Origin of the sequence: Frankia sp. BMG5.23, from assembly GCF_000685765.2 — a bacterium.
GTDB lineage: Bacteria > Actinomycetota > Actinomycetes > Frankiales > Frankiaceae > Frankia > Frankia casuarinae.
The window spans coordinates 1-18951 of sequence record NZ_JDWE01000062.1; the positions used below are offsets into that span (position 1 = coordinate 1).

Below are 18951 nucleotides of genomic sequence, written 5' to 3' on the forward strand. Positions count from 1 at the left end.
TTGGGGTGCTGTGTCGGTTCCGCCAGGAGTTCTATGGCTGTCTGACCCGGCGGGCGGATGCCCTGTTCGAGCTCACCGACGCCGTGCTGTGCGCGGACGGCCCGGTNCGTGACCTGGTCGGCCTGTCGCCGGCAGCGGAGCACCGCCGAGGGCACGGCGCGTTGTACGGCGCGATCAACCACGGCCGGGTCGAGATCAGCCGGCTGCGCCGCGCGCTGGCCGGGCTGCCGCTGCCGCGGGCCGCCGACGGCCGGATCGTGCTGGGTGTGGACGTCAGCCCGTGGCTGCGCCCGGACGCGGCCACCAGCCCGGGCCGGCTGTTCTGCCACACCTACGGCCGGGGCAAGGGCAACGCCCAGATGATCCCGGGCTGGCCCTACTCGTTCGTCGCCGCCCTCGAACCGGGCCGCACCTCGTGGACGGCGCCGCTGGACGCGGTCCGTCTCGGCCCCGACGACGACCTCACCACGGTGACCGCCGCCCAGGTCCGGGACGTGGTCGGCCGGCTCGCAGCCGTCGGCCACCACACCGCCGGTGATCCGAACATCCTCGTCGTGTTCGACGCCGGCTACGACGTCACCCGCCTGGCCTTCCTGCTGGCCGGCCTGCCCGTCGACCTCGTCGGCCGGCTGCGTTCCGACCGGGTCTTCCGCCTGCCCGTCCTCCCGCGGCCGCCGAAGGCGTCCGGCCGGCCACCACGGCACGGCCCCGAGCTGCCCCTGGCCGACCCGGCCAGCCTGCCCACCCCTACGGTCACCACGACCACCGAGACCCGCCGGTACGGCACCGCGGTCGCCACCTGCTGGGACCGGGCCCACCCCCGGCTGACCCGCCGTGGCGGATGGGAACACCACACCGGCCAGCTCCCGATCATCGAGGGCACCCTGATCCGTCTCGTCGTCGACCGCCTCCCGGGCGAACGGCGCCCGAAACCGGTCTGGTTGTGGCACTCCACCGCCGACGCCGGCAGCGCCGACGTCGACCGCGCCTGGCAGGCGTTCCTGCGAAGATTCGACCTGGAACACACCTTCCGCATGGTCAAGCAGACCCTCGGCTGGACCGCCCCGAAGATCCGGGACCCCGCCGCGGCGGACCGCTGGACTTGGCTTGTCCTCACCGCCTACACCCAGCTCCGGCTCGCCCGCGCGCTCACCACCGACCTGCGCCGCCCCTGGGAACGACCCGCTGAACCCACAAGGCTGACTCCGGCCCGTGCCCGCCGGGGATTCCGCAACCTCCGCCCGAAGACACCGCTACCGGCCCGCGCACCGAAACCCGCCCGACCCGGCCCCGGACGCCCACCCGGCCGCACCAACCGACGACCAGCGATCATCCAACCAGTCGGGAAGACCACGGACAGGTCAACAGCCGCAGGATCTGAAGGACCGACAGGTTAAGGAATCGTAGCCGCCGTCATCTGTTCGCCGACGGCGGTTTCGCTGGCNAGCCTGTTGCATGGGCGCGGACCATCATGAGGACCACCGTCGAGATCGTTCGGAAGAAACCCGGTCAGAAAACCTTCGAGGCCCTGCCGAAACGATGGGTGGTCGAACGTACCCTTGNCTGGCTCACCGCCCACCGGCGGCTTGCCCGCGACTACGAACGCCACCCCGCCACCTCCGCATCGTTCATCCACTGGGCGATGATCCGCACCATGGTCCGCCGTCTCGTTCGCGGGAATCCCGTCCCACGCTGGCAACCCCGCGACACTACAGAGCGTTAACATCACTCAAGATCCAGGACAGGCTCTTACAGCCACGGTGGCACCGAAGGCGTCAACACCAAGACCAAGAAGATCATGCGCCAGATGCACCGCCGAGCTGACTTCCCGCTTCTCCGCCACCGGATCCTGCCCGGCTGGTGCGCTGACCACGAACGTTTCCGGCCGTGGAGTAGGTAGAGGCGGGTGATCACGGGCACACCATCCCCGATGAGGACGGCGACCAGCCCTGGAGGTGAACCGCGATGGCGCGGCCGGTACGGGCACGGCGGCTGACCGATGAGGAAGGCCAACGACTCCAAGCGATCGCGCGCCGCGGGAAACACGGCGCGATCCGAGTCCGCCGCGCACTGATCATCATGGCGTCGGCGAGTGGGACCCCGGTCCCCGCGATCGCTCGTCTCGTCGCGGCGGACGAGGACACGGTCCGGGGGGTGATCCACCGGTTCAACGAGATCGGCCTGGACGCGTTGGACCCTCGTTGGGCGGGAGGCCGTCCCCGCCTGATCAGCTCTGACGACGAGGTGTTCGCCGTGGCGACGGCCCGCACCCGCCCGGAGAGACTCGGGCAGCCGTTCACGCACTGGAGCCTGCGCAAGCTCGCCGCCTACCTGGCCGACAACCCCGACCGCACCGTCACCATCGGTCGGGAACGGCTGCGGCAGCTCCTGCACCACCATCGGATCTCGTTCCCACGCACGAGGACGTGGAAGGAGTCCACCGACCCGGACAAGAACCGCAAGCTCGACCGGATCGAGTACCTCACCGGCACCTGTCCGAACCGGTGCTTCGCGTTCGACCAGTTCGGACCGCTACTGAAACGTCCCGGCTTCGTCAGGGCTGCTCCCACCCAGACCGGCACTACCCGGACCAGGCAGCCCTCAGCTCCACCCACCCTGCAGCGACAGGGCAGACGGTGAAGGTCTCTCACCTCCACTCGAACCACAGCGCCTCACGGCGCAAACCGGATGTGCGACAGAGCCGTTTTCTTGACACACCCGGGTCAGTCCCAGCCACCCTCGCGGGTGCGGGTGGGCTGCCGCAGGATGCCGAGACACAGAGGGTACGGCGCTACGCTGGTTCGGCGGGGATCAGGTCTGTTGGATCATCTGAAGGAGGTGTGCCATCACTGCGGGGATGATCGCTCCTGCCTGGATGCACCAGCAGATCACGGCGGAGGAATACGACTCCTGGTCCGAGGAGCGGTGCGCGGGCATCGAGATCGTGGACGGGACGGTCGTTGTGAGCCCCAGCGCGTCCAAGCGTCACAACCGGCTGGTCAAGATCCTCGCGGTCGCGTTGGAGGCTGCTGCCGGGCCGGGCTGGAACGCGGACTTCGACGTCGATGTTCGGCTTCAGGACGTGCCGTTGACGAATCGGCGTCCGGACGTGGCCGTGTACCGCGCCGACACGATCGACATCATGTCGGCCCGTCCCGAGCATCTTCTGCTCGTCGTCGAGGTGGTCTCACCGGGCTCTGAGACGACCGACCGGATTGTCAAGGCCGAGCAGTATGCGAAGGCTGGAATCTCGTATTACTGGCGGGTCGAGCAGCCCCCCGCCGGCGTCCCGGTCGTCTATACCTACGTCCTCGACCCGGCGACCGGAACGTACCGTGGCGCTGAGGTCTTCACGGGCGCCGTCGATGCTGCCGCACCTTTCCCGGTCAAGATCGATCTCGGTCGGTTGTAGCGGCGTCTGCTGGGCGTTGCCGGGCAAGCCGGCCGGCAGGATTCCGGGGGCGCATGAGTGTTCGGTGCGGCGGTGACGCAGGGCCGGCACGCGGGCTGTTACCGGTCGCCCGCTTGCCGGGCAACCGGTATGCGCCTGCGCTGGTTAAGGGCGTGTGCGTAGTGGCCGAATCCCCCCTCGGACACAGACACTACGCACGCCGATGATCTTGGTGTGGCTTCGGCTGTGATCGTCTCTGTTTCGTGATCGTAGATAAGCTTCAGGCCAAGTTCACGGTAGACCTCGGCCTTGCCGGTGGAGTCGGCTTCACGCAGGATCACCAGCAGGGCTCGTGCGCGGGCGATCTGCCAGTTACGGGAGGCCTCTGGATCCTGCTGGTCTTCGGTGGAGACCCTGCCGTAAAACGCGAGTCTGATCATGTGGGCGGTCCTTTGTGGTGAGGCGACGCGGATGAGTCTGAGGTGGCAATGCCGCTCGATTAAGTTAGAGGGACGCCTGTCCATCCCGACATGCCAACGTCCGATCCCGCGTCGATCAATTTTCGAACACGGCGTTCGGTCCAGTTCCTCAACGTCGATCAGTGGGCGGCGGAGAGTTCACATCGGGAGTCGGGCGGTCGGCAGATAGCATCCGGGTGTGGTGCGCCTTCGTCAGGTAGTGGAATTGCCAGCCGTGGACAGCGAGCGGCTGACCGACCGTATTTCGATCGGTGTGCTCGCCAGAATCGTTCCCCGGGATCTCGTCGATGAAGCGCTGGTGGAGACGAAACGGCAGGAACGGCGTACCAGGCTGCTGCCAGCCCGGGTCATGGTGTACTTCACGATGGCGATGTGCCTCTTCTTCGACGATGACTACGAAGAAGTCATGCGTAAACTCGCCGGTGCGTTGAGGTGGCTGGGGAACTGGAAGGGTGACTGGCAGGTCCCAACTAGCGGGGCGATCTCGCAGGCACGGATCAGACTCGGCGCCGCGCCTCTGAAACTGTTGTTTGAACGTGTCGCGGTGCCGGTCGCGGGGCGGGGTACCAAGGGCGCATGGCTGCGTTCCCGGCGGCTGACGGCGATCGACGGGTTCTTCCTCGACGCCGCGGACACCCCCGAGAACGTGGCCAGGTTCGGACGGCACACCAACGGACACAAGGCCAGCGCCCTGCCACAGGTCCATGTTGTCGCGCTCGCCGAATGCGGCACGCACGCGATCCTCGCCGCCGCGGTCGGCCCCCGGGCGAGCGACGAACGCACCCTCGCCGCCACTCTCTTCGACGCCTGCGAACCCGGGATGCTCCTCACCGCCGACCGCAACTTCTACGGCCGCGACCTGTGGCACCAGGCACTTGACACCGGCGCGGACCTGCTCTGGCGAGTCAGGTCCAACCTCGCGCTACCGGTCATCCAACCGCTCCCTGACGGCTCCTACCTCTCCATTGTCATCAATCCGAAACTAAGCGGGAAACGGCGGGAACAGCTCATCGTCGACGCCCGCGCGGGCCGCGATTTTCCCGAGGACTACGCGACACCCGTCCGCGTCATCGAATACACGGTGCCCGACCGCACCGGAGCCGGCACCGGAGAACTGATCTGCCTCATCACCAACATCCTTGACCACACCGATATATCCGCGGTGGAACTCGCCACGGGCTACCATGAGCGGTGGGAAATTGAAAGAATCTTCGATGAGGTGAAGACCCACCAGCGGGGCGAAGCCCGCTCGGTCTCAATAGGTCAGTGCACCACGTATGAATCCGGTCATAGATCGGGTCTGGTAGGAACGTGGCCTACTGATCTGGAGGTTCGGTGCGCGGCGCGGTGTTGACGGCGGAGGATCGCGAGGTCATTTCCCATGGGATCACGGAGGGAAAATCGGACGCTGGATCGTCGGCTAGTCGTCGAAGAACTACCTCGGGCTACTAGTCATGTCACGGACCGCCAGACCCATTCCGCCCTGGCCGAACAAGCCATGGCGAGGCAAGGCCGAACGCCGACGGTGAAGAACGTCGGAGAGCCGTGTGCCGGAGAACGGCATGCACGGATCGATGTGGCGGGGAATGGAAACGGAGCCGACGGCCACCGCGCCATTCCCCGACCCTACTGAGGACCACACGCACGCGCTTCGGGAAATCTTCACAGAGATCATCGAACAGCTCAACCCGGTGCGCCGCCACCGCACGTACCCACGCGCCATCAGACGAGGCCGCCACAGCGCCTACCGAGTCAAACGCCCAACAGACACCGGCATCCGTCATGATCAACAATCGAAGATCATCCTTGCTCGGACCGCTTAACTAAGCGCCATTGGGCTATGCCGGGGCTGTGACGGCAGCGGTGAGCCAGGCTGCGCTGGACGCGGGAGCGCACGAGGTCCTGCTGTTCACCGATCCGGCTGATCCGACCAGCAACGGCGTGTATCAGCGGCTCGGCTTCTAGGACCACACGCGGAGCCCGCTTGCCACGGGACAGCCGAACGTCGCTCGGCGCGCGGCGGCTGGATCGGCTGGATACAGTCTGACGATGCTGATCATTGAGGTTGAGCTGCCATGATGGGACGGACCCACGCCCTGAGCGGGGCGGTGGTCTGGTTGGCCGTCGCACCCCTGCTGTCCCGGGAGCAGTGGTTGGGCTCGCACGCGGTGTCCTTGTCCTCGTCCCAGGTGATCGCCGGCGCGGTGGTATCCGCGGGCGCGGCGCTTCTGCCCGACATCGACCATCCCCACGGTCGGATCGCCAACACCTTCGGGCCGGTCACCCGGGTTATGTGCAGGTGGATCAGCAGGGCCGCCGGTGGCCACCGGCACGCCACCCACTCGATCCTCTTCGCGCTCGGCATGGGTGTGGTCATGGGCTTGCTGGCTGCCCGTTTCGAGTATGGGTGGTGGGCCGCGCTGCTCGTCCTCGTGGGCTTCGGGTTACGTGGGCTCGGCCTGGACTTCGAGAAGCACGAGCACTGGTCGTCCGTCATGGACTGCGTGACCGCCGGGGTCGCTGTCTTTCTCATGCACGGCATTGACATGAGCTTCGCCGGCTACGCGGTCACCCTGGGCTGTCTCGCCCACCTGGCCGGGGACTGCCTGACCCCGCGCGGCTGCCCTCTTCTCTGGCCGGTCACCTGGCGGATGGAGACAGTCCTGGTTCCCCGGACGGACGGCAGGATCGAACACTGGGTCGTCGTTCCGCTTCTCGCGGTCGCCGCGGTAATCCTGACCGTGCGAGTCGTGACGGGCGACGCCGTGTCCCACTGGCTCACCGCCGGTTGAGACACCCGGCGCCGCCCCGCGAACACCGGCTGGGCGGCGCCAGCGTAGGCGGTGTGCCCGCTGGGGTATTCGGGGTGCGCCGGTGGCGGTGTCGTAGCGCCGTGACATCGCAGTGCCGTGACGTCGTAGCCGGCCTCGGCCTGACCCACCGCCGGTCATCACGGTCATCGCTGGCCGGGGTCGGATGATGCCGGATCCGGTCCGGTGTCCACCGTCGGTCGGGACCGTCGTCGGTGTAGGTCCAGGCAGACGCGCACGTAGGCAACGACCACGATCAGCGCGGCCAGCGAGCGGACGAGCCAGGTGAGATCGTCCGGGTAGAGGACGCCCGCAAGGTAATGATCGATGAAACCGCCCTGGTAGGCCGGTTGACCATCGAGCCGTCGCAGATACTTCTCCAGCGGGGTCAGCGGACAGGTGAACCCGATCGTGATGATCGTTACACCCCAGATGACGGCGGGCACATGCAGCCAGAGCAGCCAGCGCCGCCGCCGGACCAGCAGCCCACCGAAGATGATGAACGCGATCCCGAGCAGGTGGGCCACCACGACGAGGTCGGCGAGAATATCGTACGTCATCGCTGCTCCCTGTGGGCCACGGTACGCCGACCGCGCGGGATCATCCCGGCCCGGACCGCCGGAACCCGGGCATACGGTGGACCGGGCATACGGTGGACCGGGCATACGGTGGAGAGGTGAATGCCGTGAACCCCGCGAATGCTATCGACCGGGTGGACGCCGTCGACGGGGTGGACAGCGGCCCGGGCCCGGGCCCGGGCCCGGTGACCTGGCCTGAGATCCTGCTGCGCCTCGACGACGATCTTGTCGACTACGAGGTTGCCATGGCACGGATGCGGGTGATGGTGCGGGAACGGATCGACGGCGTGCGGCCGGACACGCTGTGGTTCCTGTCGCATCCGCCGGTCTACACCGTCGGCAAGCGGACCCCGCCCGAGCACCGCCCGCTCGCGGGGCTGGGCATCCCGGTTCACGAGACCAACCGGGGTGGGCTGCTGACGTACCACGCCCCCGGCCAGCTGGTGGGCTACGTGATGTGTCATATCGGCGCGATGAACGCGGTGGTGCCGTTCCTGCGGCTGTTGGAGGCCCGGTTGGTGGACACGGTCGAGGCGCTCGGCATTCCGGCCGAGCGGCGGGACACCCCGCCCGGGTCCGTCGAGCTCACGGGGGTCTGGACCCGCCGGACCAACCGGAAGATCGCGTCCATCGGCCTGCGGTGCACGCGCAAGGTGACCAGCCACGGATTCGCGCTCAACGTCGACTGCGACATGCGGCCATGGACCTGGGCGACGCCCTGCGGCATGCCCGAGGTGGAGATGACCTCCGTGCAGCGGGAGCTGACCGACGCGGGGCACGCCGTCCCGAGCATGGCCGAGGTCCGCGAGATCGCCGCCGAGATGCTCGGCGCACGCAACGCCCCGCACCCCCCGGCGCCGAACCTGAGCTCGGGGGATCTGGGCACGGGGACCCGAGCCGGTCGAACCTGAGTTCGGGGGACCTGGGTACGGTCGGTGGCCCCTGGACCGTTATTTCCTCCCCTGAATTCGGCGGCCCCACGACGAGTGCGCGATCGGCGACCTGGTAAGTCGGGATCAGGTCGACCGGGTCGACCGGGCCGGCGGGGAGACATCCACGGAACCCTCACTAAAGTAGCCGTCCAGAACGGACGGCACGGACGGCACGGACGGGGAGGATCGGGGAGAACCGTGGTAGGCCATGCGGGACTGGTCGTCGCCGGCCGTTACCGACTCCAGGACCGCCTCGGGGCTGGCGGGATGGGGGCCGTCTGGCGGGCGACCGACCAGATGCTGCGGGTCGACGTCGCGCTCAAGGAAGTCTCGATCCCCGTCGACTCCACGCCGGGGGAGTGGACCGAACGGATCGCCCGCGCACGGCGGGAAGGGATGAACGCCGCCCGCCTTCGGGGTCACCCCGGGATCGTCAGCGTCCATGACGTGGTCGAGGACGGCGGGCTGCCGTGGATCGTCATGGACCTCATCATCCCGGCTCGGTCGGTAGCGGACCGGCTGCGGGGATCGGGCGGGCTACGGCCGGATGAGACAGCGTCGATCGGAGCGGCGGTCGCCGATGCCCTCGCCTTCGCCCATGCGAAGGGCGTCGTTCATCGCGACATCAAACCGGGCAACATCCTGTTGGCGGAGAGTGGCCGGGCACTCGTCACCGACTTCGGTATCGCCGCGCACAACGACGACAGTCGGATGACCGCCGCCGGAGTGGTCGGCACCATCGCCTATGTCGCTCCCGAACGGCTTGGCGGTCAGCCCGCGGACGGGCGTAGTGACGTGTTCTCCCTGGGAGTCACCCTTTACCAGATGGTGGAGGGGAGGTTACCGTTCCAGGCCGACACGACCGCCGGGCTGCTCAGCGCGATCCTGTTCGAACCGCCGCGCCCGACCGTGCTCGCCGGTCCACTTCGGCCGGTGCTGGATGCGATGCTCGAGAAGGACCCGGTAGTCCGGCTGGATGCCGCGGCTGCCGCGCGCGCCCTCGCCTCCCTCGCGGCCGGGGGACCGGCATCACCGGTGCTGGTGCCGGCACAGGTACCGACACCGACACCGGCACAGCTACCACCGCCGGCACAGGTACCGACACCGCCGTTGCCGCGGGTACCTACGGTCTCGCGACCGGCAACGGCCCTGCTGCCGCCCGTCGGCGAGCCGGAGGCAGGCGGTTCGCGGTGGCCTGACTCCGGGATGCCTGGGACGCCTGGGCTGCCCGGGGCGCCTGGGGCACCTGGGCTGCCCGGGGCGCCTGGCCGTCCCTCAGGACGGGTGTGGCTCGTGGCCGGGACGTTGACAGCCGTCCTCGCGATCCTGGCCGGGGTGTTCCTCGCCCGCGGTGGTGTCGGCGCCCATCCGGGCGACGGGTCCCTGACCGGCACCGCGTCCGCGACGGTGGCCGCGACCGGACCGGAAGACGGCGTCCCGAGGGTATCGCCGTCCGCGGCCGCGAGCGGGGCGGGGAGCGGGGCCGCGAGCGGTGCGGGGACCAGTGCGGGGACCGGGGCGCGAACGAGTTCGGCCACTGCAGCAGGCTCCCCCCGACCGTCCCAGGAGCTCACCGTCGTGCCCTCCTTCTCCGCCGCCGCGCCCGGGGTGTCGCAGTACAGCGCCGACTATTACGCAACTCTCACCAGAAGCCGGCAGGACGGCTTCCTGCTGCGGGTCGGATTCGACGCGACCGGCCGTAGCGACCTGCGGGATCCGCGGACATCCTGCGTGCTGGTCTCGTCGGGTTCTCGCGAGCTCCGGCTGTTTCCCGTCCAGGCCGACGTGCCGGTGAGCTCCTCCGGACGGTATTCCGGAACACTGACGTTCTCGCTCGCGCTGCCGGGAAGCTACCGTTTCCGCTACTCGTGCCAGGCGGACTACTCGGCCGCGCTCCTCGGCACGGTGACGATGCCATCGGTGGCGGTGAGCGTTTACGACGACAACTACTTCGTGAACGTGCTGGAGGTACGCGTCGGAGCCGGTCGGACGGTCGTGTTTTTCGCCGCAGCGGGAGCGGCGGACCTCCGGGTGCCGGTTACGTCGTGCCTTCGGTTGGAAAGCGGGATCCGTAGGCCTGTCGTGGAGCTGAAGACCTCGCGGAAGTCGCCGACGGGGGCGACGTACATCGGAACGATGCGGTTCGAGGGGACCCCGCCGGCTACCCTCGTCTATTCCTGCTCCGATTACTCGCCTGTCAACCTGTGACGGCCTTCGGGCCTTCGGGCTTGTCGCAGACCTGTCTTCGAACGTGTGTTTGGCAGTGTCGAAGCATGGAGATCGCGGCGTTCCAGGCCTCGTTGCTCGATGACGCCCCGGCGATCGAGGTCGGCCCACTCGGGACGTCCGTCCGACGAGTCGGGCTCGCGCGGGGTGCGTGGGTCGATGTGCGGCCCCGCTGGATCGTTGGAGCCGACGTGCTCTTCGAGCGGCTGCGCGATCGTGTCCCCTGGCGGGCGGAGCAGCGGACGATGTACGACAGGGTCGTCGACATTCCCCGGCTGCTCGCCTTCTACGACGAGCGTGCGTCGCTGCCCGATCCGGCGCTCGGCGCGGCGAAGCGGGTCCTCGACGAGCACTATGCGGCCGAGTTGGGCGAGGGCTTCGCTACCGCCGGGCTGTGCCTGTATCGCGACGGGCGTGACAGTGTGGCCTGGCATGGCGATCGCGTCGGGCCGGGTGGGTTCCGCGACACCATGGTCGCGATCGCCGTCCTGGGCGCCCCGCGTGCGTTGCTGCTGCGGCCGCGGGGCGGGGGCGGCCCGGCGATCCGGCACGACCTGGGCCACGGCGACCTGCTCGTGATGGGAGGCAGTTGCCAGCGCACGTGGGATCATGCCGTGCCCAAGACGGCGCGGCCGGTCGGGCCGCGGATCAGCGTTCAGTTCCGCCCGCGCGGCGTGCGCTGAGCTGGACCGTTCCCGCTTCGGTGGACCTCGCTCGGGCGTACGGGAAGAAGGCCCGGCGGGCGGCCCTGGCCCGGTACGGTCTCGATCGTTTCCTGCGGGACTGGGACGAGGTGCTCGCGCGGGTCACGGACTGAGCTCCGACACCGGGTTTATCCACATGATTGCAAGGAAATGTCTTTCACATGACGGGTAAACCGGAGCTGCCCGGCGAGTCGGGCGAGCCCGGCGAGCCCGGCGAGCCGTTGGACAGGTTCGTGCTGCCGCTCAGCCCGATCGCGCCCCGGCAGGCCCGGGTCCGGCTGGCCGCGGGCCTCGCCGGCACCGGCTTCGCGGCGGAGCTGACCGAGATCGTCGTGCTGCTCGCCAGCGAACTGGTCACCAACGCCGTCGTGCACGGCCGCGGTGAGCCGGTTCTGGAGATCCGGACAACCGACCACCAGGTGTGGGTCGGCGTCCAGGATCCGGACAGCCGCCTCCCGCAGGTGCAGCAGGTCGACACCGACTCGCTCGGCGGGCGGGGTATGCACCTGGTGGCCGAGCTCGCTGAGACCTGGGGCGCCGACGTCATCCCCGGCGACGGGAAGGTCGTCTGGTTCCGGTTGCGTCGGGAGAGCCCCGCCGTCGATGGTTGACCGCCGCCGCTGCGGCCGGGCGCGCCGGGGCTTACCTGACGCCGGGGCTTACCTGACGGCCTCGGGCAGGACGGGGGTGGGCGGGCCGAGAAGGAAGCCCTGGCCGTAGGGGATCGCGGTCTCCCGGGTGGCCTGGAGTTCGGCCGCGGTCTCGATGCCCTCGGCGACCACGCTGCCTCCGATCTCCTTGGCGACGTGCACCAGCCCGGCGGCCACGGCCCGCCGGGCCGGGTCGGTGTCGATGCCCTGGGTCAGGCAGCAGTCCATCTTGATGATCTCCGGTCGCAGCCGGACGAGCTGTTCCAGCCCGGCATAGCCGGTACCCACGTCGTCGGCGGCGATGCGGACGCCGAGCCGGCGCAGGTGCTCGATGTCGCGGTTGATCGCCGGAGTGTCGCCGATCCGTTCGTGCTCGGTGATCTCCACGAGGATGCGTTCGGCATCCTCGTTCATGATCATGTCCACCAGGCCGGCCGAGAGGGTCGTCGCCGAGACGTTAATCGCGAGGATCATGTGCGTCGGCAGCCGGGGCAGCACGGCGAGCGCGCGTCGGACCGCGGCGAGTTCGAGATCGACGTTGAGGCCGACGGAGCCTGCCGCGGTGAACCACTGTGACGGGCTGCGGGCGTAGTCCGAGAACCGGGACAGCGCCTCCACTCCGATGATCTTTCCGTGTTCGAGGTCGAGCACCGGCTGGAAGGCGAGCGCGGGCCCCCCGCCGTCGATCACATGGCTGACGTCGCGCCAGACGCGGCTGCGGACCTCCCACATCCGGTGCAGGTCGGTCACGGAATCGCCGAGGATCTCCGCGATCATCCGCAGGAACCGGCCGTCGCGCGGCCGCAGGTGCGGATGCGGCCCGTGCCCGAGACAGCCGGCCAGGCCGTAGACGATGCCGTCGCTGTCGACCACCGGCACGGCGGCGTAGGCCCCCACGTCGAGTTCGTCGACGACGGGCAGTCGCAGGATGCGCGGATCGGCTCGGGTGTCCGGGATGACGGTGGGAAACTCACCGGACAGGACGCGTCCGAACAGGGCGCTCTCGCGCCGAACGGTGGAGCCCGGGGCCAGCTGGAACGACGCGCCGTCCCCGTTGATGACCTGCACGACGAGGACGTCCGCCTCGATGCGACCGAGCCAGGCAAGATCCATGCCCAGATGGCGGCGCAGTATCCCCAGCAGCTCCACCACCGCCGTCGCCGGCTCGGGAACCTCGGCCTTCGGCCCGAGCACCGAGGCGGGGGTTGGACGGACCGACATCCGTACCACCTCCTCTCCTGGTGTTCCCTCGGGTTTTCCGCGCACACCCTGGTCGGCACCGAGATCTGTTACCGTTTCATGAACGATATCGACCTGTTCATGACCGGCGTCCGCCACTGCCGGGAGATCCATCCACTGTCTCCCGTCTGTCTCCCCTCGCGTCCGTTGTCTCTTCGTGTTGTAGTAGACACGGGATCGGGACGGATGCCTGCTCGGCGAGCGAGGATGCTCGGAGGGGAGGCGGTGTCGCGTGGCGGACATCGTGGTCGGGATCGACGGGTCGACAGATGCCGAGCGCGCGCTGCGGTGGGCCGTGCGCGCGGGGCGTCGTTGTAGCGCGCGGGTGCGTGCCGTGCTCGTCTGGGCCGCGGCCGGCCCGTTCTGCACGCGGGTGAAGCCGCCGCCCGCCACCTCACCGGAGCATCCCCGCTGGACGGCCCAGTGGATGCTGCACGACGTCGTCAACCGGGTCCGCGAGGCCCAGCCCGACGCCTGGATCGTCGAGCGGACCGTGTACGGGAGCCCGGTGGACACGATACTGACCGAGTCGGAGGGCGCGGTCATGCTCGTCCTCGGTGCCCGCGGCCGTGACCGGCCGCGCCGCCTGCCGGCCGGTTCGGTCAGCATGGCGTGCGTGTACGGGGCGTCGGTGCCGGTGGTCGTGGTCCACGGCAGGTCGGCGGAGCCGGCCGAGAGCGGGCCCGTCGTCGTCGGGGTGGACGGGTCCGCCTGCTCGTTGGCCGCGCTGCGGTGGGCCGCCCAGGAGGCGGCGCTGCGCCGGGCGTCGCTGCGCATCATGCACGCCTGGGCGCCGCTGCCACCGGAGTGCGTTGTCCGGCTGGGACTCTGCGGTGCCAGGTCCGCTGGTGCGGTACCCACGGTGGGCGCTGGGGCCGTTCGTGCCGGGCCGGCTGGTGCGGCGCCGGCTGGTGCGGCGTCGGCTGGTGCGGGGCTCGGCGACACGGATCCGGGCGGGACCGGATCCATCCGGACGGACCCGGGCGAAACGGGCTTCGCTCCGGGATTCGCCGGCCGTGGAGTTCGGGGCACGGCATCGGGGGGCACGGTACTCGATGATCGTCCAGGATTTGGTGACCCGGGGTCCGCCGATGCGGCGCTCGGCGGGTCGGCGTTCGGGGGGTCGGCGTTCGGGGGTCCCGCGTTCGGGGGTCCCGCGCTCGATGCGACGGGATCCGGCGGAACGGCCCTCGTCGACGCCGCCCTCGAAGGCGCCGCGCGAGCCGTGCTGGACGAGGCGGTGCGCGTGGGTCTGCCCGAGCCGGGTGATCTCGATGTGCGCACGGACCTGATCCGCGGAGCGGCCGCGTCCAGCCTGCTGCGGGCCGCGGCGGGGGCGCAGCTCCTGGTCATCGGAGCCCGGGGCCGCGGCGGATTCGCCGAGCTGCTGCTGGGCTCCATCAGTTCACAGTGTGTGACACACGCCCAGTGCGCGGTCGCGGTCATCCGCACGCCCGGAAGTACGACGTGTAGTGATTAGTGCGACGTGTGGTGACTCCGCCGCGGCGGACCTTCGACCCGGTGCGAGTCCCTTTCCCTCGGGTCGTGGGCTCTTGGGCCGTGAGCCGCGAGCTTTCGGGTCGTGGGCCGAGATCGAGGGCCCCGGGCGGGGATGCCCGATCGGGCACGTACCGAGCGGGTGGACGGCGGGTCACCGGCGGCGCCACCTGCCGCGCCACCTGCCGCGCCACCTGCGGTGTCGGCTCTCGCGGCCCGCCGAGCGCGGCCCGCGATCCAGCGGTGACGGCGCGGCGGGCAGGTGATCCTCCCGAAACGGCCCGGCTTTCCCTCGTCTTGGGGGAGGATGGGCAGATCGGGGCGTGATGTCCCCGTGAGGTACGGGGGCATCACGGCGCCGGCCGTGGGAGGGGAGCGTCGAGCGACTATGGCGGATCAGTACTATGGCGGTTCCGGTCGGCGCGGCGAACGGTTCGCCCAGGCGCGCTGGCTCGCCGGTCAGGCCCGGCAGGACCGCACCACCTCCTGGTACGTCCCGCTGATGATCACCGTGATCGGCGCCGGTGCGGCGTTCGACGCCTTCGGCCGCGGCGTGGGGCTCCTCTACGCCCTCGGGCTGTCGATCGCCTTCGTCCTGCTGACGTGGACGACGATCCGGCTCATGCCGTCGGTGTCCGACGAGCTGAACGTCAACCGGGTGACAGGCCCGCGCAAGATCATCGCCATGGTGAACACGCCGGTGCGCACCCACGGCGTGTTCCTGCTGGCCGCGGCGTTGCCGATCGCGATCGCCCTGATCAGGACGGTCGGTTTCTTCGTGTTCGGCGGGGCGCTGCTCGTCGGGATCGTGGTCGGCGTAGCGCTGGCCGCGGCCTGGATGTTCGAACGCCGGTAGACCCGCCCGGCGCCGACGAACCTCCTGATTCCGAATTCCGAAGAACCTCCTGCTCTCCTCTCAGAGCGCCCATCCCTGGGCCTGGACATCCCGGTCCGGCGCATCCCCCGCTCGGACCAGGTTCCTGTTCCCGCCAAGCGGGCAGGCCAGCAGGGACACGGTCCGGTGCGCGGTCCGCGATGAGGAGAGTGCGATGACGGTCAGCAAGGCCACGAGGGAACGAACCCGGGCGAGTCAGCTCCCCGAGGACGATGTGGTCGGGATCCTGCTCGCGCAGCATGCCGAGATCCGCGAGCTGTTCGGGAAGGTCAGGACGTCGACGGGCCGACGCCGCCAGGAGACGTTCGACGAGCTGCGGGCGCTGCTCGCGGCCCACGAGACCGGCGAGGAGGTGGTGCTGCGCCCGATCAGCCGGCAGGTGGTGGGGCCCGAGGTGACCGATGCCCGCAACCACGAGGAGAAGGCTGCGAGTCGGGACCTCGCCGACCTCGATCGGATGGAGGCGAGCAGCGTCGAGTTCGGGGCCAAGCTCGCCGCGTTCGAGCACACGGTGCTGGAACACGCCGAGCGCGAGGAGCGGGAGGAGTTCGAGGCGCTGCGCCAGGTCCGTCCCGAATCCGAACTCGTGCGCCTGGGCCGCAGACTGCGGGCCATTCAGGCGATCGCCCCCACCCATCCGCACCCCTCGGTCGCGGGATCCCCCACCGCTCAGCGGGTATTCGGGCCGGTGGTGTCCCTCGTCGACCGGCTGCGCGACGCTCGGCGGCAGACGGCGGCGGCGGGATGACGGCGGCGGGATGACGGCGAGGAGTTCCACCGCCCGGGGGAGCTCCTCGAACGGCGGGCCGGACCCTTCGGAGACCCCGGCGCAACGCCGGTACCGCAACTGGGGAGATCTGCTGCAGGAGTTGCGCGTCGTCCAGACGGGCGTGCAGCTGCTGACCGCCTTCCTGCTCGCCATCCCGTTCCAGCAGCGGTTCACGACGTTGAGCAACGAGCAGAAGTCGCTCTATCTCGTGATCGTGCTGCTGACGGTCAGCGCCACCGGGCTGCTCATCATGCCGGTGAGCCTGCACCGCGCGGTCTTCCGGCGCAAGGAGAAGGAGACGCTGATCCGGGTGGCGAACCGGCTCGCCCAGGTGGGCCTGGCATTGTTCGCCGTGGCCGTCTCCGGGGTCGTCCTGCTCATCTTCGACGTGGTCAGGGGGGCGCCGGCCGGCTGGATCGCCGGGGGCTGCACCTTCGTCGTGCTGGTCGTGCTGTGGGCCGTCGTGCCCGCCGCCATCCGCCTCGCCGCCGGCGGCTGGGCGTCCGGACCGTAGCCGGGTGCCCAGACGGTTCGCAGCGGCTTGCCGTGCGGACAGGTACCCGCTCTTGGCACGGGCTTGACGCTGCCCGTCGCGTGAAACTGGGCGCCATGGCGACGGCGGCATCACCCCGGACCCGGGTGGTCGACGAGCACATGTTCACCGTCGCGCGGGCGCTGGGTCCGACGACGTTCCGGTTGCAACTGTTCACGGCGACTGGCCTGCGGCCGGTGGCTGTCGTGACCCAGCCGGAGCGGGAAGGCTTGTCGCTGATGAACGGCGCCGAGCGCTACGCAGCGGCGGTGTGGATGCGGTACCTCCCGGACGATCCCGAGCCGCCGATCTGGGTCCAGCGCCAGTTCGTCAACAGCACGGCCGACGCCTTCACCCAGGTGCTGTTCACGGTCACCGGCCCACACACGCCGGCGAACCCTCGGTGGCGCAGGCTGACCGACCAGACGCTGGCCGCTCTGGTCGGTGCTCCGGTCGACGCGGACCGCGGCGCCGGCGGGTACGCCAGATCCGCCCGCGCCGCGGCGGGCGGGACTGCTGCTGGTACCACCAGGGCGACTGGCACCGGGTGAACGCGGCCGCCGGGACCGGCGGTGACAGCTGCCCGCTGGGCCGGGCGGCCAGCGCGACGGTCACCGGCGTCGGCCGGGGTCGCCCGGGGAGGTCGAACCACAGCAGGTGCGGCGGCATCCGCGGGGTCCGCGCCCAGTGCGCCAGCCGGTCAAGATCACGGATAGGTGGCCCGCTCTCGATCCGGCTGACCTGGGCCTGCGTCAGGGTGTGCCACCGACCCAGCCGTTCCTGGCTGATGGGCCCGGAGGTGGTGGGGGTGCAGGCGATAGGCCGCGGAGACCCGGCCTATGTGCTGGGCCGCGAAGGCATCACGCATCTGGTCGGTGTGCCAGAACCGCTCCGGCACGCGCGCCGGGCCTGCCGGACACCACCTTCAGTACGGATCCCGCGGTCGTGGCGCGGGTTGCCGAGCGCCTGCGCGCTCCACCCCTGGCACTAACTTCCCACCCCGTGGGGCAACGGACCGCGGCGGACACCGGCCCAGAGCGTTCCGAGGCCGAGCGGACGTCAGCCGAAATTGGATCAGACTGACAGGTGGGCGTTCATGGCGCGGGCCTGTTCACCGAGCTCGGGTAGTTCCACGACGGTGACGCCCGCCTGGGTGAGGAGTTCGTAGCCTTGGCAGTCGGCGACGAAGAGGCTGGGTTCGCGCCAGGCGATGACCACTCGCGGGATCTTTGCTTCCAGGATGAGCTGGGTGCAGGTGCGGGGCCGGGACTTGCGCTGGGAGCAGGGTTCGAGGGTGCTGTAGATCGTCGCGGTGGCGAGCCGAGGGTCGCCCGGGCCGATCTTCGCGAGTGCGGACTCCTCGGCGTGTACCGCGTCGTCGACCTCGCGGGAGAAGCCGAAGGCGATCTCCTGGTTGTTCTTGTCGACGATGACGGCGCCCACGGAGTAGGCGCCGGCGGCGGGTGGGCAGCGGTGGGCGAGTTCGATGGCCCGGGTCATCCAACGGTGATCGTCGAGCTGGGGCATGGAGCGGCTCCTCCTTCCCTGGGGTCCGGTCCCGCAGGGCGGTGGACCGGATGGCCGGTGGCGTGCCGGTGGCCGCAGTGGGTGCAACTGCGTCGCGGGCGTGGCGTCGTCATCCCTGGCCGCCTTCCCCGATCCGTACGCGGCGGGCGGTCAACGCGCGAACCGTAGCACCGTCCGTGTCGATGTCAATGCCTAAAGCTCATTGCAGATAACGCTGCGCGGTATAGCCACCACCTCCAGCAAAGCCCACGCTCGGGAGCGTGGCAGGCCCGGGACGCGTGGCAGCGTGCTGTCCGCTGTTCGATCGGATCGTCATCACGGAACTGTTGACCGGACTTTCCTGAGGTCGAACGGCGTGTCGTAGGGCAGGGTCGGACAGGTCGGAACAGTCTGCATCTCTCTGATCTTGGAGGGTGCTGGGTGTTTGAGGACAGCGATCATCGGGTGATCGAGGCGATCCGGCTTCCGCTGTGGGGAAGCGTGGTCGCGTCCGACGGCGTGGTGCCGTGGAGGCTGGTCGACGGCCTCGGTGAGCCGGTCGAGCCGGTCGAGGTCTTCCTACGGGACTTCGTCGCGCAGGGCCGGTCGGCGAACTCGGTGCGCAGCTATGCGCTGGCGTTGCTGCGGTGGTGGCGGTTTCTGGTCGCGGTTGGAGTGGCCTGGGACCGGGTGAGTCCGGCGGAGGTCCGGGACTTCGTGCTGTGGCTCGGGCAGGCGACCAA

Annotated in this window: 18 protein-coding genes and 3 pseudogenes; 17 read left to right on the plus strand and 4 right to left on the minus strand. The window is 69.6% G+C overall.

Features of this window, described 5'->3' with window-relative positions:
* Positions 1-5 precede the first annotated feature (5 nt).
* The 4 genes and pseudogenes from BMG523DRAFT_RS19045 to BMG523DRAFT_RS19060 all read left to right on the plus strand — a co-directional run bounded on the left by BMG523DRAFT_RS19045 (position 6) and on the right by BMG523DRAFT_RS19060 (position 3412).
* Entirely contained in the window at positions 6-1397 is a 1392-nt protein-coding gene (locus BMG523DRAFT_RS19045) for an NF041680 family putative transposase (protein ID WP_051623953.1), read from the plus strand.
* 14 nt (positions 1398-1411) lie between these two features.
* Positions 1412-1723 (plus strand): annotated as a pseudogene (locus tag BMG523DRAFT_RS19050) (IS5/IS1182 family transposase); the annotation flags it as partial.
* A 242-nt stretch (positions 1724-1965) separates the two neighbouring features.
* A pseudogene (locus BMG523DRAFT_RS19055) lies at positions 1966-2547 on the plus strand (helix-turn-helix domain-containing protein); the annotation flags it as partial.
* A gap of 310 nt (positions 2548-2857) precedes the next feature.
* Positions 2858-3412 (plus strand): Uma2 family endonuclease, encoded by a 555-nt coding sequence (locus BMG523DRAFT_RS19060; protein WP_011436547.1) that lies wholly within the window; start codon positions 2858-2860, stop codon positions 3410-3412.
* A 98-nt stretch (positions 3413-3510) separates the two neighbouring features.
* On the opposite strand, the gene BMG523DRAFT_RS19065 is transcribed toward BMG523DRAFT_RS19060, so the two are convergent.
* Complete coding sequence (locus BMG523DRAFT_RS19065; protein WP_011436548.1) at positions 3511-3831, minus strand: hypothetical protein; 321 nt, start codon at positions 3829-3831, stop codon at positions 3511-3513.
* 217 nt (positions 3832-4048) lie between these two features.
* Here BMG523DRAFT_RS19065 and BMG523DRAFT_RS19070 point away from each other — a divergent pair, with 217 nt between their 5' ends.
* The 3 genes and pseudogenes from BMG523DRAFT_RS19070 to BMG523DRAFT_RS19075 all read left to right on the plus strand — a co-directional run bounded on the left by BMG523DRAFT_RS19070 (position 4049) and on the right by BMG523DRAFT_RS19075 (position 6662).
* Entirely contained in the window at positions 4049-5224 is a 1176-nt protein-coding gene (locus tag BMG523DRAFT_RS19070) for an IS4 family transposase (RefSeq protein ID WP_368671124.1), read from the plus strand.
* 482 nt (positions 5225-5706) lie between these two features.
* Positions 5707-5835, plus strand: a pseudogene (locus BMG523DRAFT_RS27485) (GNAT family N-acetyltransferase); the annotation flags it as partial.
* Between the two features lie 110 nt (positions 5836-5945).
* Complete coding sequence (locus BMG523DRAFT_RS19075) at positions 5946-6662, plus strand: metal-dependent hydrolase (protein ID WP_368671125.1); 717 nt, start codon at positions 5946-5948, stop codon at positions 6660-6662.
* 164 nt (positions 6663-6826) lie between these two features.
* Here the strand turns inward: BMG523DRAFT_RS19075 and BMG523DRAFT_RS19080 are convergent, their stop codons facing one another.
* Positions 6827-7240 carry a DUF2784 domain-containing protein gene (locus BMG523DRAFT_RS19080; RefSeq protein WP_011436553.1) on the minus strand — a complete coding sequence of 138 codons (414 nt, stop codon included), beginning with the start codon at positions 7238-7240 and terminating at the stop codon, positions 6827-6829.
* A 125-nt stretch (positions 7241-7365) separates the two neighbouring features.
* Between BMG523DRAFT_RS19080 and lipB the strand changes: the two genes are divergently transcribed.
* From lipB to BMG523DRAFT_RS19100, 4 genes are all read left to right on the plus strand, one after another.
* Positions 7366-8169, plus strand: coding sequence for a lipoyl(octanoyl) transferase LipB (gene lipB / locus BMG523DRAFT_RS19085; RefSeq protein ID WP_023842002.1), 804 nt, complete (start codon positions 7366-7368; stop codon positions 8167-8169).
* Positions 8170-8388: 219 nt separating this feature from the next.
* Entirely contained in the window at positions 8389-10398 is a 2010-nt protein-coding gene (locus BMG523DRAFT_RS19090; RefSeq protein WP_023842001.1) for a protein kinase, read from the plus strand.
* A gap of 65 nt (positions 10399-10463) precedes the next feature.
* Positions 10464-11099: an alpha-ketoglutarate-dependent dioxygenase AlkB gene (locus tag BMG523DRAFT_RS19095; RefSeq protein ID WP_011436556.1), complete on the plus strand. Its 636-nt coding sequence runs from the start codon at positions 10464-10466 to the stop codon at positions 11097-11099.
* A gap of 182 nt (positions 11100-11281) precedes the next feature.
* Entirely contained in the window at positions 11282-11731 is a 450-nt protein-coding gene (locus tag BMG523DRAFT_RS19100; protein ID WP_023842000.1) for an ATP-binding protein, read from the plus strand.
* A 48-nt stretch (positions 11732-11779) separates the two neighbouring features.
* Here the strand turns inward: BMG523DRAFT_RS19100 and BMG523DRAFT_RS19105 are convergent, their stop codons facing one another.
* On the minus strand, positions 11780-12991 hold the full coding sequence (locus tag BMG523DRAFT_RS19105; RefSeq protein WP_011436558.1) for an EAL domain-containing protein: 1212 nt from the start codon (positions 12989-12991) through the stop codon (positions 11780-11782).
* A 250-nt stretch (positions 12992-13241) separates the two neighbouring features.
* On the opposite strand from BMG523DRAFT_RS19105, the gene BMG523DRAFT_RS26680 reads away from it, so the two are divergent.
* The 5 genes from BMG523DRAFT_RS26680 to BMG523DRAFT_RS19130 all read left to right on the plus strand — a co-directional run bounded on the left by BMG523DRAFT_RS26680 (position 13242) and on the right by BMG523DRAFT_RS19130 (position 17253).
* Positions 13242-14489 (plus strand): universal stress protein, encoded by a 1248-nt coding sequence (locus tag BMG523DRAFT_RS26680; protein WP_011436559.1) that lies wholly within the window; start codon positions 13242-13244, stop codon positions 14487-14489.
* Between the two features lie 405 nt (positions 14490-14894).
* Entirely contained in the window at positions 14895-15362 is a 468-nt protein-coding gene (locus BMG523DRAFT_RS19115) for a hypothetical protein (protein WP_011436560.1), read from the plus strand.
* A 193-nt stretch (positions 15363-15555) separates the two neighbouring features.
* On the plus strand, positions 15556-16149 hold the full coding sequence (locus BMG523DRAFT_RS19120) for a hemerythrin domain-containing protein (RefSeq protein ID WP_011436561.1): 594 nt from the start codon (positions 15556-15558) through the stop codon (positions 16147-16149).
* Positions 16150-16159: 10 nt separating this feature from the next.
* Positions 16160-16684, plus strand: coding sequence for a DUF6328 family protein (locus tag BMG523DRAFT_RS19125; RefSeq protein ID WP_011436562.1), 525 nt, complete (start codon positions 16160-16162; stop codon positions 16682-16684).
* Positions 16685-16764: 80 nt separating this feature from the next.
* The gene (locus BMG523DRAFT_RS19130) at positions 16765-17253 is read left to right on the plus strand and encodes a hypothetical protein (protein ID WP_035913025.1); all 489 of its coding nucleotides are present in this window, start codon (positions 16765-16767) and stop codon (positions 17251-17253) included.
* A 523-nt stretch (positions 17254-17776) separates the two neighbouring features.
* Here the strand turns inward: BMG523DRAFT_RS19130 and BMG523DRAFT_RS19135 are convergent.
* Complete coding sequence (locus BMG523DRAFT_RS19135; protein WP_011436565.1) at positions 17777-18229, minus strand: deaminase; 453 nt, start codon at positions 18227-18229, stop codon at positions 17777-17779.
* Between the two features lie 420 nt (positions 18230-18649).
* Between BMG523DRAFT_RS19135 and BMG523DRAFT_RS19145 the strand changes: the two genes are divergently transcribed.
* The coding region (locus BMG523DRAFT_RS19145; RefSeq protein WP_043591828.1) for a site-specific integrase at positions 18650-18951 on the plus strand (302 nt) is incomplete at its 3' end.

Coding starts and splice junctions, on each gene's coding strand:
- BMG523DRAFT_RS19060 (WP_011436547.1), top strand. CDS start 2,858: ATGATCGCTCCTGCCTGGATGCACCAGCAGATCACGGCGGAGGAATAC.
- BMG523DRAFT_RS19065 (WP_011436548.1), bottom strand. CDS start 3,831: ATGATCAGACTCGCGTTTTACGGCAGGGTCTCCACCGAAGACCAGCAG.
- BMG523DRAFT_RS19075 (WP_368671125.1), top strand. CDS start 5,946: ATGATGGGACGGACCCACGCCCTGAGCGGGGCGGTGGTCTGGTTGGCC.
- BMG523DRAFT_RS19080 (WP_011436553.1), bottom strand. CDS start 7,240: ATGACGTACGATATTCTCGCCGACCTCGTCGTGGTGGCCCACCTGCTC.
- BMG523DRAFT_RS19095 (WP_011436556.1), top strand. CDS start 10,464: ATGGAGATCGCGGCGTTCCAGGCCTCGTTGCTCGATGACGCCCCGGCG.
- BMG523DRAFT_RS19100 (WP_023842000.1), top strand. CDS start 11,282: ATGACGGGTAAACCGGAGCTGCCCGGCGAGTCGGGCGAGCCCGGCGAG.
- BMG523DRAFT_RS19105 (WP_011436558.1), bottom strand. CDS start 12,991: ATGTCGGTCCGTCCAACCCCCGCCTCGGTGCTCGGGCCGAAGGCCGAG.
- BMG523DRAFT_RS19115 (WP_011436560.1), top strand. CDS start 14,895: ATGGCGGATCAGTACTATGGCGGTTCCGGTCGGCGCGGCGAACGGTTC.
- BMG523DRAFT_RS19120 (WP_011436561.1), top strand. CDS start 15,556: ATGACGGTCAGCAAGGCCACGAGGGAACGAACCCGGGCGAGTCAGCTC.
- BMG523DRAFT_RS19125 (WP_011436562.1), top strand. CDS start 16,160: ATGACGGCGAGGAGTTCCACCGCCCGGGGGAGCTCCTCGAACGGCGGG.
- BMG523DRAFT_RS19135 (WP_011436565.1), bottom strand. CDS start 18,229: ATGCCCCAGCTCGACGATCACCGTTGGATGACCCGGGCCATCGAACTC.